Annotated in this window: 11 protein-coding genes; 5 read left to right on the forward strand and 6 right to left on the reverse strand. The window is 40.9% G+C overall.

The window, feature by feature from the left end; genetic code table 11:
- Window positions 1-4: 4 nt before the first annotated feature.
- From MSG95_RS03490 to MSG95_RS03510, 5 genes are all read right to left on the reverse strand, one after another.
- Window positions 5-1,360 (reverse strand): MFS transporter, encoded by a 1,356-nt coding sequence (locus tag MSG95_RS03490; protein WP_077165856.1) that lies wholly within the window; start codon window positions 1,358-1,360, stop codon window positions 5-7.
- Window positions 1,361-1,460: 100 nt separating this feature from the next.
- Window positions 1,461-2,744 (reverse strand): DcaP family trimeric outer membrane transporter, encoded by a 1,284-nt coding sequence (locus tag MSG95_RS03495; RefSeq protein WP_139344799.1) that lies wholly within the window; start codon window positions 2,742-2,744, stop codon window positions 1,461-1,463.
- A 278-nt stretch (window positions 2,745-3,022) separates the two neighbouring features.
- Entirely contained in the window at window positions 3,023-3,694 is a 672-nt protein-coding gene (locus MSG95_RS03500; RefSeq protein ID WP_324624515.1) for a class I SAM-dependent methyltransferase, read from the reverse strand.
- Between the two features lie 71 nt (window positions 3,695-3,765).
- Window positions 3,766-5,460, reverse strand: a complete 1,695-nt coding sequence (locus tag MSG95_RS03505; protein WP_077165859.1) for an AMP-binding protein — start codon at window positions 5,458-5,460, stop codon at window positions 3,766-3,768.
- 112 nt (window positions 5,461-5,572) lie between these two features.
- Window positions 5,573-6,190, reverse strand: coding sequence for a TetR/AcrR family transcriptional regulator (locus MSG95_RS03510; protein WP_000120687.1), 618 nt, complete (start codon window positions 6,188-6,190; stop codon window positions 5,573-5,575).
- Between the two features lie 144 nt (window positions 6,191-6,334).
- Between MSG95_RS03510 and MSG95_RS03515 the strand changes: the two genes are divergently transcribed.
- Genes MSG95_RS03515 through MSG95_RS03535 form a run of 5 tightly spaced genes read left to right on the forward strand, consistent with a single transcriptional unit; the run spans window position 6,335 to window position 12,848 of the window.
- On the forward strand, window positions 6,335-7,507 hold the full coding sequence (locus MSG95_RS03515; RefSeq protein ID WP_002114559.1) for an isovaleryl-CoA dehydrogenase: 1,173 nt from the start codon (window positions 6,335-6,337) through the stop codon (window positions 7,505-7,507).
- A 24-nt stretch (window positions 7,508-7,531) separates the two neighbouring features.
- On the forward strand, window positions 7,532-9,133 hold the full coding sequence (locus tag MSG95_RS03520; protein ID WP_077165860.1) for a carboxyl transferase domain-containing protein: 1,602 nt from the start codon (window positions 7,532-7,534) through the stop codon (window positions 9,131-9,133).
- A 9-nt stretch (window positions 9,134-9,142) separates the two neighbouring features.
- On the forward strand, window positions 9,143-9,946 hold the full coding sequence (locus tag MSG95_RS03525; RefSeq protein WP_077165861.1) for an enoyl-CoA hydratase/isomerase family protein: 804 nt from the start codon (window positions 9,143-9,145) through the stop codon (window positions 9,944-9,946).
- A gap of 11 nt (window positions 9,947-9,957) precedes the next feature.
- A complete protein-coding gene (locus MSG95_RS03530; RefSeq protein ID WP_077165862.1) occupies window positions 9,958-11,949 on the forward strand; it encodes an acetyl/propionyl/methylcrotonyl-CoA carboxylase subunit alpha in 1,992 nt (663 codons plus the stop codon).
- A complete protein-coding gene (locus MSG95_RS03535) occupies window positions 11,946-12,848 on the forward strand; it encodes a hydroxymethylglutaryl-CoA lyase (RefSeq protein ID WP_077165863.1) in 903 nt (300 codons plus the stop codon). The genes MSG95_RS03530 and MSG95_RS03535 overlap by 4 nt, the downstream gene beginning before the upstream one ends.
- A 251-nt stretch (window positions 12,849-13,099) precedes the next feature.
- On the opposite strand, the gene MSG95_RS03540 is transcribed toward MSG95_RS03535, so the two are convergent.
- Entirely contained in the window at window positions 13,100-14,041 is a 942-nt protein-coding gene (locus tag MSG95_RS03540) for a LysR family transcriptional regulator (RefSeq protein ID WP_077165864.1), read from the reverse strand.
- Window positions 14,042-14,057 lie beyond the last annotated feature (16 nt).

The following is a 14,057-nucleotide window of genomic DNA, read 5'->3' on the forward strand; positions in this document are numbered from 1 at the left end:
TGGATTAATTACCCTCTAACTCGACATTAAGTTTTGGTGTAATAGGCTGTTTTTCAGCTGCATATCGTCTTAAAACCATGACGGCGAAAAGCGCTAAAATTGCAGGAATTGCGATCATCACAAAATTCATCTTATGTGGTAACTCTAAAGCCAATAACAGGCCCGTTAAGATAGGTCCAACAATAGCCCCAATACGACCAACACCAGAAGCACAGCCAATTCCAGTAGAACGCACACTCAATGGATAATATTGTGCAACGTAACTATAAAGAAGAATTGAAGTACCAATCGTTGCTGCTCCTGCCACAGTCACCAAACCATATAAAACATAGGCTGGTGACTTAAAACCTAAACCGACTAAAGCAACAACACCTGCCAGTAGCATTCCCATAATTACAGGTTTTAGATGGAATTTATCAGACAAAATACCCCCGCCGATTGAACCGATCATTGCGCCAACATTTAGAGCAAGCAAGAATAAAATACTTTTGCCCAATGAATACCCTGCTGCCAGCATGAGTTTTGGTAACCAGCTACTTAAGGCATACACCATGAGTAAGCACATAAAGAATACGAGCCAGAACATGAGTGTATTGAAGGCACGGCCTTGTTGAAATAATCCTTTTACAGAACTGCCTGTTGGAACATTATCTTCATTAAGCACTAATTGCGTATGGGTTGTTAGTGTTTGTTCAGGTGAAATTTTTTGAATAATTTTATGTGCCTGTTCAGTTTTACCTGTTTTAACTAAAAAAGTTAATGACTCAGGTAAAAACTTCCAGATTACAGGTAATAAAAATAGTGGAATACCGGCAATTAAAAACATAATTTGCCACCCCTGACTTTCAACCAAATAACTACCAATTAAGGCTGAAAGAATTCCACCAATCGCATAACCACTAAACATGGTCCCCACCAGCGTACTTCGTATACGTTTAGGTGCGTATTCCGAGGTCAAAGCAACTAGATTTGGCATGACCCCACCAATGCCCAGTCCCGCCAAGAATCGAAGTACGCCAAACTCAAGTGGGCTTGATGCAAAAGCGCCTAAAAAGGTGAAACCACTAAAAAAAGTCACACAGATTAAAATTACTTTTTTACGGCCTATTTTGTCTGCCAAAGTTCCAAAGAACATTGCCCCAAACATCATTCCGCATAGTGCTGTACTTGCTAACATCCCCGCCTGTACAGCTGTTAATGACCACTCTTGCATGAGCAAAGGCAGTACAACGCCATAAATCACCAGATCGTAACCATCAAAAATAATAATTAATAAACACCAAAGCAAAATGCTCCAGTGAAAAGGGGTAAATCGGGCCTGATCAATAACTTCATTTACATTTAATTTAGATGTTGTCATTTACTCACCTCCTCTGTGAGATAAATTCATATTTAATTTTTTAAAACGACATACTGCACCCTAAAGAAAAAACAGATTATTCAAGGTCTTGTTGAATAAATTAAAAGTCATAACTCGCCATCATATTGAAGCGGTTATCAATCCCGTTACGGCCATCAAAAGTTTCTCGTTCGCCATACACATATTCGACCCCCAAGGTAATTGGTTTGTATGGGTTATAAAGTGCATTCACCCAGCCCTGCCAAAGCTCTTTATTTTGGGTGGTGCTATTACGTTGTAATTCAGCAAAACGGTTATCATCTTTGGCTTTCATATAGCCATAAGCTAAGGTTGAACGAATTTGTGGCGTAAATTGATGAGTAATACCGAAAGAAACGGTATCAAATTCATTGCTATGCATATTGTTTTGATCATCTATTGCATAGCCACTGTTACTCCATAGCAAGAAACGCCCATCTCCTTTGACATGGTAATAATCGGCTTTGAGTAATGTATCGAGCGTAATTTGGTATTTACCGCCGAAGCCCACGCCCCAAGCGACTTGGTCATCATTATTAGTTCTTTTTTCGGCAACTAGACTACGGGCAGATAACATCGAACCATTGGCAAATTTATGATTTAAGCGTCCTACCAAAGCTGGTAAACGCATTTTATTATCTGGGTCTGAGGTCGCAGTATATTTCGGATCTTCAACCGATATTGCAAAGCTTGTATTTGCCGTTAAGTTATCGCTATAACGGACGAGCGGTGATCTTAATAATGCACTGCCTACAAATGTGCCTGCATCAATCGTTTCCGGATAATATTCAGGTGCGATAAAGGTTGACCACGTTTGACCAATGAGCCATTTATCAAACGTTAAATAAGCATGGCGTATCCGAAACTGATCCCGAGTAGCAGCCCCAAAGAAGTCCATTTCAAGTTTCCCGCCCACATCACCCGCAGCAGTTGGGGTTTTAAAATTCAACCCGAAACGTGTCACATTAACGGTACTGTGTAATTGGTCTTTTTGAGCAGATTCTTCAGGCGTATTTTCGAGTGGAACCCCACTAATATTGTTATACATGGTAGATGCGCCCTTCATTTGATAAGAAGCATCTGCCCGTATATAACCGTATAAATTAAATTCTGCACCAGACTTAGTTAACCCTTGTTTTGTAGGCTGAGCAGCTTGGGGCATTGCAGAAGTTGCTAGCTCTACTCTTTGTTGCGATAAAGATTTCTGAGCTTGCATGTTGGCTTGTAGCATAGCCCGTAGTTCTTTTACTTCTTGGCGAAGTTGTTCTATTTCAGGATCTGTTTGACCTGCAAAAGCAGAAGACACAAACAGGGTCACAGAAACTGCCAATAGGCTTTTTTGAACCGTTGTATTTAAAGCATTTATCATAAAACTTTCCTTTTTTGATCTTTAATTAGACTTAAAGATCTCGACATCCTTTTTGTTGTATACCTATCTAAAACAGGCCCTTAAACATCAGACTTTCTTCCTCTAGAAAGTCTTCCTCATATTTTTTAGACAAAACCTCCCTTAAGCAGCATTGAGGCCACTTTTTAATGTGTTATAGGTAAAGCTAGTTCTTCTAATTTTTTCGTTTTTTTATATTCTCATCCTCATTGAGAATATTTAGGTGTTAAGACAACATTCCTTTGTCTCTACTGACATTATTTTTTTGCAATAAAACCCTGATAAGTCAAAATCTGCGTATATGGCTGTACGCTCTCGAAACCAGTCTTTTGCAAAAGTTTGATATATCCTTCAGTGGTTAAGCTAAAAAAGTCTTGTGCCATACGCTCTAACATTTTCTGACATTGCTCTTCCGTTAAACCTTGATCCAAGCATAAATAACGTAGTGCTTGAAGCTGCTGTGGGTTTACACACGTCATTAAATCGTAAGTAAGTAAAACCGCTTTTTCCTTTAAGCGATCATAAATATCTTTAAAAAAAACGGGTTTTATGTCATCTGCAATAAAATGAGCCACGAGAATAGAAAGTGCAGCATCAAAGCAACTCTCAAGAGGCAAAGCCGAAGTTTCACCATGTACAAAGGTTACTTGTGAAGATTTATCTAAAAGTTCAACCTGTTCCTGAGCTTTTTGCAGCATGGTCAAAGATGGATCAACTGCTATAAATTTCCAGTTCGGATGTCGTTTAAGTAAATACTCGAGTTCATACCCAGTACCACAGCCCACAATTAAAATATGAGCATTAGGTTTCAACACCGATTGCAAAATGGCATCCACCTGTTGATGGATAACTTCATAACCTGGAATTAATTTACGAATATGTTCGTCATATCCTTCGACTACTTTTGGGCTATTAAAGTCTTTTGCCATTTTGCTTATCCTCTATTTAAACTGCCTTTAAATTTATAATTTGCTGCACTTTGAACGGGCTTTCGACTTCTTTAATCAAAGACATTTCCAGTTAAATTCAGCTCAGCTCGCATAATTTCCTGCAATTTAAACTTTTGTGCTTTGCCTGAAGCAGTCATTGGAAACTCATTAAAGAATCGGACATAACGCGGCACTTTATTATGAGAAATGTGCTCTTTGCAGAATTGGCGAATACTGTTTTCATCAATTTGATGATGCTCATGCAAAATAATACAAGCACAGAGTTCTTCGCCATATCTGGCATCTGGTAAACCAATAACTTGGACATCACTTACATCTGGATGGGTATATAAAAAGTCTTCAATTTCTTTTGGAAAGAGATTTTCCCCACCACGAATCACCACATCTTTAATACGGCCTTTAATTTTAATAAAACCGTCTTGGTCCATTTCGGCAATATCACCTGTATGCATCCAGCCAGCTGAATCAATGACCTCTTTGGTCTTTTCTTCTTCGCCCCAATAGCCAGCCATGACTGAATAACCGCGAACGCATAACTCACCTAAAGTGCCTTGCGGAACAATCTGCCCTTCTAAATCGACAATTTTAATTTCAACATGCGGATGAACATGCCCAACCGTGCTTACTCGTTTATCAATTGAATCATTTACCGAACTTTGTACACTTACTGGTGAGGTTTCAGTCATACCATAACAAATGGTGATTTCAGACATATGCATACGGTCAATCACACGTTGCATAATTTCACGTGGGCAAGGACTACCTGCCATAATTCCTGTTCTTAAGCTCGACAGGTCAAACTCATTAAATTGCTCATGTTCTAATGTCGCAATAAACATAGTAGGCACGCCATAAGCTGCCGTACAGCGTTCTTGATGAATCGCTTTTAAAGTTTCTAAAGGATTAAATACCGCCGATGGATAGACCATAGTTGCGCCGTGCGTAACACATGCCAAATTCCCCATCACCATGCCGAAACAATGAAACAACGGCACAGAAATACAGACTTTATCTTGAGGGGTTAAACGAATGCCTTCCCCCACAAAATAGCCATTATTTAAAATATTATGGTGGGTCAACATGGTTCCTTTAGGGTTACCTGTTGTACCTGAGGTAAATTGAATATTAATGGTTTCATCAAACTGATGTTGCTTCGCTAATTGTTTTAATTGCTCAAGCTGTTCAGAAGTGGGTGTAGTAACTAAATCACTAAAACGATGAATACCCGTATGTTGTTGGTCATCGATTTTAATGACAAATTTTAAATGTGGCAGTCTCGCTGAACTGAGCACTTTATCTAAACTGTTAGTTAACTCAGGGGCAATTTTTGTGAGTAATTCTTGGTAATCAGTCGTTTTGAATTGAGAAGCAATAATCAATCCTTTGCATGAGACTTTATTCAATACATATTCAAGTTCATGGCTTTTATAAGCTGTATTTAGATTGACTAAAATAATCCCTGCTTTAAAAGCTGCAAATTGGGTTACCGTCCATTCCACACAGTTAGGCGACCAAATCGCTAAGCGATCTCCTTTTTTTAATCCCAATTTTAAAAGGCTACAAGCAAAAGCGTTTACTTCATCCTGTAAAGCTTTATAGGTTAATCGTCTATTTTGATGGAAACTAACGATTGCTTCCTTTTCAGCATATTGCCGACAAGCCTGATCAAATTGTTCACCAATGGTCATACCCAATAAGGGCTGTGTGCTTGGTCCCGAGGCGTAGCTTAACCGTTCTTGTTGCATTGAATCATTCTCCTTGATTCTTTTAATTCTCTTCTTACCTGATCTAATTGTTGTTACTGCAACTACTTTTCCAAACTACTTATTTTGTGTTGTTTTATATCCTTTATATGCCCTATTTCTTCTGCACAGCATCCACACAAAAGTCAGCAATCTGTTTTGAAAAATAGTCTTTATGCGCATGATCAAACTTTGTATTTTGAGCTGGGTCTAGGGGTTCAACCACCACATAAGTCATAGCACCGACTACACAAAGTGCTGCTGTGTTTAAATCATCCAAGACAAACTCACCACTTGCATTTCCATCCGCAAGTATTTTTTTAATACTTTGTTTAATCAATTGCTTCACACGAAAACGCTCATGTTCAACCGTTGAATCGACGGGTTCAAACATAAGTGAATATGCAAGCTGAGGACTATTCAGTGCCCGTTTTACAAAGGTTGCCACCGCCTTGTGCAATTTCTGCTTTGCCGATAAATCACTTTCGGTAATCGAATCGATGACCAATAGCTCTGTATTAATCGCATCAGACAAAACTTCAATGAGCACTTGGCTTTTATTATCGAAGTAGCGATAAACCAGTCCACTAGATACACCCGCTTGCTCTGCAATTGTTTGTATTTGCGCGTCTTTAAATCCTCCCTCTGAAATTATTTTTCTGGCTGAATTCAAAATCGACTTCCGATTTTGCTCCATCCGCTCTTGCATTAAAGATGATCGTTTATAGCTCATAATTTATTCTCTAACAAATAAAATGAATTGTAAATCATTTTATGAATCAGTATTCACTTTTTCAAAAAATCATTGTATGTTACTTATCAAATACCCACAAAATATTTTATGGACAACAAATATAACCAATAGGATGAAAATACCATGAACCTACGCAGCTTGAATTTCGGTCTAGATGAAACTTTAATTGCACTTCAAGATTCAGTAGCGGCATTTTGTGCAAAGGAAATTGCACCTATTGCCCAACAAGTTGATCAAGACAACAAATTCCCTGCACATCTCTGGAAAAAATTCGGAGATATGGGCCTTTTAGGCATGACGGTTTCTGAAGAATATGGCGGTGCCAATATGGGTTATTTAGCTCATATTATTGCTATGCAAGAAATTTCTCGTGCTTCGGCAGCCATTGGTTTGTCTTACGGTGCTCATTCTAATTTATGTGTAAACCAAATTAACCGTAACGGTAACGAGCAGCAAAAACAAAAGTATTTACCAAAATTGATTTCCGGTGAATATGTGGGTGCCCTTGCGATGTCTGAACCGAATGCGGGTTCTGATGTCGTCAGCATGAAATTACGTGCTGAACAAAAAGGTGATCACTTCGTTTTAAATGGTTCAAAAATGTGGATCACTAACGGCGGTGATGCAGATGTACTCGTGGTTTACGCTAAAACTGATCCGCAAGCTGGCGCGAAAGGTATGACTGCTTTTTTAATTGAAAAAGGCATGAAAGGCTTTAGTCACGGCAACCACTTAGACAAACTCGGTATGCGTGGCTCTAACACTTACCCGCTGTTCTTTGACAATGTAGAAGTACCTGCTGAAAACGTACTCGGCGGCGTGGGTAACGGTACAAAAGTACTCATGAGTGGTTTGGACTATGAACGAGCAGTTTTAAGTGCCGGACCTTTAGGCATTATGGATGCCTGTCTAGATGTGGTCATTCCTTATTTACATCAACGCGAACAGTTTGGTCAGGCGTTAGGTGAATTCCAACTTATGCAAGGCAAACTTGCCGATATGTATTCAACTTGGTTGGCATGTAAAGCGCTCGTTTATGCTGTTGGTGCTGCCTGTGACAAAGCGGATCATGACCGCAGTTTACGCAAAGATGCCGCAAGTGCCATTTTATATGCTGCCGAAAAAGCAACTTGGATGGCAGGTGAAGCCATTCAGACTTTAGGCGGTAATGGTTATATCAATGAATTCCCTGCTGGTCGTTTATGGCGCGATGCAAAACTTTATGAAATTGGTGCCGGAACTTCTGAAATTCGCCGCATGCTGATTGGCCGCGAACTTTTTAATGAAACCAAATAATAATTATAAATAAGGACGCATCTTATGAACCAATTACAAAGCAAGATTAATGTTCGAAGCGAAGACTTCAAAACAAACCAGCAAGCCATGCAAACATTGGTCACAGATCTCAAACAAGTTGCCCAGCGTATTGCTTTAGGTGGTGGTGAAAATGCCCGTCAAAAACATTTGGCTCGAGGTAAACTTTTACCTCGTGAACGTATTGATCAACTCATTGATGTCGGCACGGCATTTTTAGAAATTGGTCAGTTGGCAGCGTACAACGTTTATGAAGATGATGTTCCTGCTGCGGGTGTGATTGCTGGTATTGGTCAGGTCAACGGCATCACTTGCATGATCGTTGCCAACGATGCAACGGTTAAAGGTGGAACGTATTATCCCCTTACGGTTAAAAAGCATTTACGCGCACAAGAAATTGCTGAACAAAATCACTTGCCTTGTATTTATTTGGTGGATTCAGGCGGTGCCTATTTACCAATGCAAGATGAGGTTTTTCCAGACCGTGATCACTTCGGGCGTATTTTCTACAATCAGGCACGTATGTCGAGCCTAGGTATTGCCCAAATCGCTGTAGTAATGGGTAGCTGTACCGCAGGTGGTGCTTATGTTCCTGCCATGTCTGATGAAACCATTATTGTACGTAATCAAGGTACGATTTTCTTAGGTGGCCCTCCTTTGGTAAAAGCTGCAACTGGCGAAGTGGTGAGCAGTGAAGATTTAGGCGGTGGTGATGTCCACACACGTCTTTCAGGTGTGGCTGACCATTTAGCTGAAAATGATGAACATGCAATTGCGATTGCACGTAACATTGTTGCTAACTTAAATAAAAAGCCAAATGAGTTAAACAAGCAAATTGATGAGCCTCTGTTTGATGCATCGGAACTCTATGGCGTGGTTCCAAGTGATGCGCGTAAACCTTTCGATGTGCGTGAAGTGATTGCCCGTATTGTAGATGGCTCTCGTTTTGATGAGTTCAAAGCACGCTTTGGTTCAACACTCATTACCGGTTTCGCTTCACTCTATGGTATGCCAGTCGGCATAATTGCCAATAACGGAATTTTATTTTCCGAGTCTGCTCAAAAAGGCGCGCATTTTATTGAGCTATGCACACAGCGCAATATTCCATTGTTATTCCTACAAAACATTACGGGCTTTATGGTTGGCCGCCAGTATGAAAATGAAGGGATTGCAAAAAACGGCGCTAAATTGGTTATGGCAGTTGCCACCGCAAATGTACCAAAACTCACTTTGATTATTGGTGGTTCTTTTGGTGCAGGTAACTACGGTATGTGTGGACGTGCTTACTCACCACGCTTTTTATGGACTTGGCCGAACTCTCGTATTTCAGTCATGGGCGGCGAACAAGCAGCGAGCGTACTGTCAACGTTAAAACGTGATCAAATTGAGCAAAAAGGTGCCGAGTGGTCAGCTCAACAAGAAGATGAATTTAAACAACCGATTCGTGAACAATATGAACGTCAAGGCCATCCGTACTATGCTTCTGCTCGTCTTTGGGATGACGGTGTAATCGACCCAGCTCAAACTCGTCAGGTACTTGGTTTAAGTCTTGCAGCTGCTATGAATGCTCCAATCCAGCCAACCAAATTTGGCGTGTTCCGCATGTAAGAGGTGTATATGAGCTATCAGTTTTTACAACTCGAACAACAAGGTCAGGTTGCCTATGTTTGGCTGAACCGCCCTGAATTACACAATGCTTTTAATACGACAGTCATTGAAGAACTACATGCCTGCTTTAAACAAATCAATACCCGTGATGACATTCGTGTTGTGGTTTTAGCTGGTCGCGGCAAAAGCTTTTCGGCAGGTGCCGACCTCAATTGGATGAAACAGGCAGGTCAAGCATCTTCAGCAGAAAATGAAGCAGATGCATTAAAACTTGCACAAATGCTTGATGCACTTGCAACACTTAAGCAACCGACCATTGCTCGTGTACATGGCATTGCCTTTGGTGGCGGAATGGGTTTAGCGTCAGCGTGTGATATTTGCATTGCCAGCACGGATGCCAAGTTTGCAACATCTGAGGTTCGTTTAGGACTTGCTCCATCTACCATTAGTCCTTATGTAATTCGTGCAATTGGTGCAAGACAAGCTTCTCGGTACTTCTTAACTGCCGAGCGAATTTCAGCACGTGAAGCCAAACACATTGGTTTAGCACACGAAGTAGCAGATGCCGAAGACTTAGATAAAAAAGTTCAAGAAATTATTGATGCTCTATTACTCGGTGGCCCGCATGCTCAAGCGGCCTCAAAACAACTCATTCAAATGGTGAGCAACCAGACCATGAGTAATGACTTGCTGCAACAGACAGCACATCATATTGCTCAAGTTCGTCAAGGCAGCGAAGCAAAAGAAGGTCTGAGTGCCTTTTTAAATAAACAACAGCCTGCTTGGGTTTCTAACTCGAATAACAACAATTAAGGACGATCATCATGTTTGAAAAGATTTTAATTGCGAACCGTGGCGAAATTGCTTGCCGTGTAATTCGTACAGCTAAAAAATTAGGTATTAGAACGGTTGCCGTTTACTCAGATGCAGATGCAAATGCACAACATGTCAAACTTGCAGATGAAGCGATTTATATTGGTCAGTCCCCTGCAACTCAAAGTTATTTACAAGCTGACCGCATTATTCAAGCAGCGATTGATACAGGTAGCCAAGCGGTTCACCCTGGCTACGGCTTCCTTTCAGAAAATGATCAGTTTGCACTCGCTTGCCAACAACACAACATCTGCTTTATTGGTCCACCAGTGGATGCCATTTTAGCGATGGGTTTAAAAGCGACTTCTAAAGCTTTAATGGAAAAAGCTGGTGTCCCTTTAACACCGGGTTATCACGGAACCAACCAAGATGCCGACTTTTTAAAGCAACAGGCAGACCAAATTGGCTATCCTGTTTTAATTAAAGCCAGCGCGGGCGGCGGTGGTAAAGGCATGAGTCTAGTGGAACGCAGTGAAGATTTTCTGCATGCCTTAGCTTCTTGTAAGCGTGAAGCCAAATCGAGCTTTGGTAATGATGATGTCTTAATTGAGCGTTATGTGATTCAACCACGCCATATTGAAGTTCAAGTGTTTGGTGACACACATGGCAACTATGTACATTTGTTTGAACGCGACTGTTCTGTGCAGCGTCGCCATCAAAAAGTGCTAGAAGAAGCCCCTGCTCCACAAATGCCAAGCGAGAAGCTCGATGCAATGCGCCAAGCTGCAATTGATGCTGCACGTGCCGTAAATTATGTCGGTGCTGGTACGGTTGAGTTTATTGTAGAACAAGACGGTACAGCGTATTTCATGGAAATGAATACCCGTCTACAAGTCGAACACCCTGTTACTGAAATGATTACAGGTGAAGACTTGGTCGAATGGCAACTTCGTGTGGCTTATGGCGAACCTTTGCCTAAACTACAAAACGAATTGCAGATTCATGGACATGCGCTTGAAGCACGGATCTACGCAGAAGAACCTGAAAAAGGCTTTTTACCTGCAATCGGTAAAATTGACTATTTGCGCTACCCAACTCAAAACCAATATGTGCGTGTAGACAGCGGTATTGTTGAAGGCGATGAAATCACGACCTATTACGATCCAATGATTGCCAAACTGATTGTATGGGGTAAAAACCGTGAAGCTGCGCTTATTCAAATGCAAAATGCTTTAAGCCAATTCCATGTCGATGGTTTAGGCAACAACATTGCCTTTCTTGAAAAAATTGTTCGTAGCGAATCGTTTAAACAAGCCAAGCTTGATACCAACCTGATTCAACGTGAACAAAACTTCTTGTTTAGCCCTGAAGAGATCAAACCAGAACTGGTGGTGGCAGCGGCATTTATTGAGTTTCTAAGTAAACTTAATAACAACAGCTCAAGCCAAAAACAGCTTTGGCAGGCTCAACCATTGTGGCGTTTAAATATTGCTTATCAGCACAGTATTAAACTGAACTATTTAAACCAAAATATCCAAATCAAATTTGCCTCACATGAAGATGGCTTCACCGCAGAATATAACGGTCAAAGCTACCCGATTTCAGGTCAATTGATTGATGCACATACTGCCTCTGTTCAAATTGCTGGGACTAAGCAAAAACTGTCTTTTAACCAAAGTCAGCAAGGCATTACCTTATTCCAAAATGGACAAAGCTATAAGTTTGCTTATATTCGCCAAGATTTTAATCAAACAGATAGCCAAGCCGATGAAGGCCACCTAAAAGCACCTATGCCGGGTGTGGTCACTCAAGTGTTAGTAAGCGCAAATCATAGCGTGAAGAAAGACGATATTTTAATGACGCTTGAAGCCATGAAAATGGAATATACCATTCGTGCGCCTAAAGACGGCTTAATTGTAGACTCCTATTTCCAAGTCGGTGATCAGGTCAAAGCTGGCGATGAGCTTGTGGAATTTCAGCCTGCACAGGAGGAAGTTGCATGAGTGAGTTTGTCAAAATCGTGGAGGTCGGTCCCAGAGATGGCCTGCAAAACGAAAAACAGGCTTTAACCGTCGAACAACGCTTAAACTTCATTAATGACCTGATTAATACAGGTCTGAAATCGATTGAAGTCGGTTCATGTGTTTCAGCAAAATGGGTGCCGCAAATGGCTCAAAGTGACGAGCTATTTAAGCAATTACCCCAAACAACCGATGTGCAATTTAGCCTGCTCACCCCCAATATCAAAGGTTTTGAGACAGCTCAAGCAGTAGGATGCAAAGAGGTTGCGGTATTTACCGCAGCTTCTGAAAGCTTTACCCGTAAAAATATTAACTGCTCAATCGACGAAAGCTTTGAAAAATTTAGCGATGTCATGAGTGCAGCAAAAACACATAACATCCGTGTGCGTGGTTATGTCTCCTGTATTGTCGATTGTCCATATGAAGGCGCAATTGCCCCTGAGCAAGTCGTAAAAGTTGTTAAACGACTCTATGACATGGGCTGCTATGAAGTGTCTTTAGGTGAAACTATTGGTACCGCAACACCAGATCGCGTTCAAAAGGTTTGGCAAGCCTGCCTCGCTGAACTTGACAGCAAGGTTTTGGCTGGGCATTTCCACAATACCTATGGCATGGCGATTGCCAATATTTATCAGTCTTTACAGCAAGGCATTCGTGTTTTTGATTCGTCTCTTGCAGGACTTGGCGGTTGCCCTTATGCCAAAGGTGCTTCTGGCAATGTATCGACCGAAGATCTGTTTTATTTGCTGTCACACATGGGTTTTGAAACTGGCATCGACTTAGAAAAACTGATGCAAGCCAGCCAAAATATTAGCAATGTATTAAACCGAAAAAGCTTGTCAAATTATGCAAATGCTTATTGGCAGACTAAGTGTGCATAGTCATAAATTAAAATAGCTCAGCATCTGGTATAAGGCTTAATATTAGGCCGAATACCAGATTATCACGTCTAATCTTTATCTCATTTCGTTCAGGAATTGGGACTAAATCCCTCATGCAATTTTTTTAAAATTTATCATTTATCTCTGTATCAAATGCCTCTCTCAACAGAAGCATTCTCTACCCTATTTTTATTCTAAATCCTTATTATTCTTCATCCTTTTTCAATTGTAGTCCTTAAAAATTTATCTCATTATTTATAAAAATAAGAAGCATCCATTTCAATTCTTGGAGAAATATGTTCTTCCACCCAATCTAGCCATGCACGCGTTTTCGCATCAATAAAATGGCGTGAAGGCAATAAGGTATAAACCCCGATATCAGGTGAACGCCACTCTGGCAAGATATGACATAATCTTCCATTTTGAACTGCATCTAAAGCCGAAAACATCGGCAATAATGCGATGCCCATATTCTGCTGCACCACATCTAACAATAATTCAGGATTATCTGCAATGAGTTGCCCGCCAGTATCAATTTGGTAAAACTCACCATTAGCATTTAATAAATGCCAATCTGGTGTAATAGACGGGTTTACCAAGCGTAAACAGGCATGATTTTTTAAGTCTTCTGGGGACTTTGGCATACCATGTTTTTCTAGATACGCTGGTGAAGCACATAAAACAGAAAAAATAGTGCCAATTCTGCGTGCAACAAACCGAGAGTCTGTTAAGGATTCGGTCAGATACAGGCTGACATCGACCCCTTTTGCCAACAAGTCTGGAACGTATTGTGAGGTCGTATATTCCACGGTTAGTTCAGGATAATGCTTACAAAATTCGGCCATCACTGGAAAAACATAATGATGCCCAAAGCTTCCCATGCTTAATACCCGCAAACGTCCTTTCGGTTTAGATGCCGTTCCTGTTACTTCTGATTCTGCTTCATCCACCATTGAAATGACTTGGCGACAGCGCTCTGCATAAGTCGCACCAATATCGGTCAGTGCCTGCTGGCGCGTTGAGCGTTGTATTAATTTTGTACCTAAGCGTGTTTCTAGCTCGCTGATAAGACGTGAAACCTGTGCTGTGGTCAGATCCATCTGCTCAGCTGCTGCTGTGAAACTCCCGCTATCAATCACTTTCAGGAATGCATGCATTGCATGCAATAGTCCACCATCGAGATTTTTGCGCATAACGTAAATATGTTTT

The organism is Acinetobacter sp. IK23 (assembly GCF_035615275.1).
Classification (GTDB): domain Bacteria; phylum Pseudomonadota; class Gammaproteobacteria; order Pseudomonadales; family Moraxellaceae; genus Acinetobacter; species Acinetobacter seifertii.

Bases quoted from the DNA above. Each gene is read 5' to 3' on its own strand.
- MSG95_RS03540 (WP_077165864.1), bottom strand. From the start codon at position 14,041: ATGCGCAAAAATCTCGATGGTGGACTATTGCATGCAATGCATGCATTC.
- MSG95_RS03490 (WP_077165856.1), bottom strand. From the start codon at position 1,360: ATGACAACATCTAAATTAAATGTAAATGAAGTTATTGATCAGGCCCGA.
- MSG95_RS03520 (WP_077165860.1), top strand. From the start codon at position 7,532: ATGAACCAATTACAAAGCAAGATTAATGTTCGAAGCGAAGACTTCAAA.
- MSG95_RS03505 (WP_077165859.1), bottom strand. From the start codon at position 5,460: ATGCAACAAGAACGGTTAAGCTACGCCTCGGGACCAAGCACACAGCCC.
- MSG95_RS03515 (WP_002114559.1), top strand. From the start codon at position 6,335: ATGAACCTACGCAGCTTGAATTTCGGTCTAGATGAAACTTTAATTGCA.
- MSG95_RS03535 (WP_077165863.1), top strand. From the start codon at position 11,946: ATGAGTGAGTTTGTCAAAATCGTGGAGGTCGGTCCCAGAGATGGCCTG.
- MSG95_RS03500 (WP_324624515.1), bottom strand. From the start codon at position 3,694: ATGGCAAAAGACTTTAATAGCCCAAAAGTAGTCGAAGGATATGACGAA.
- MSG95_RS03530 (WP_077165862.1), top strand. From the start codon at position 9,958: ATGTTTGAAAAGATTTTAATTGCGAACCGTGGCGAAATTGCTTGCCGT.
- MSG95_RS03525 (WP_077165861.1), top strand. From the start codon at position 9,143: ATGAGCTATCAGTTTTTACAACTCGAACAACAAGGTCAGGTTGCCTAT.
- MSG95_RS03510 (WP_000120687.1), bottom strand. From the start codon at position 6,190: ATGAGCTATAAACGATCATCTTTAATGCAAGAGCGGATGGAGCAAAAT.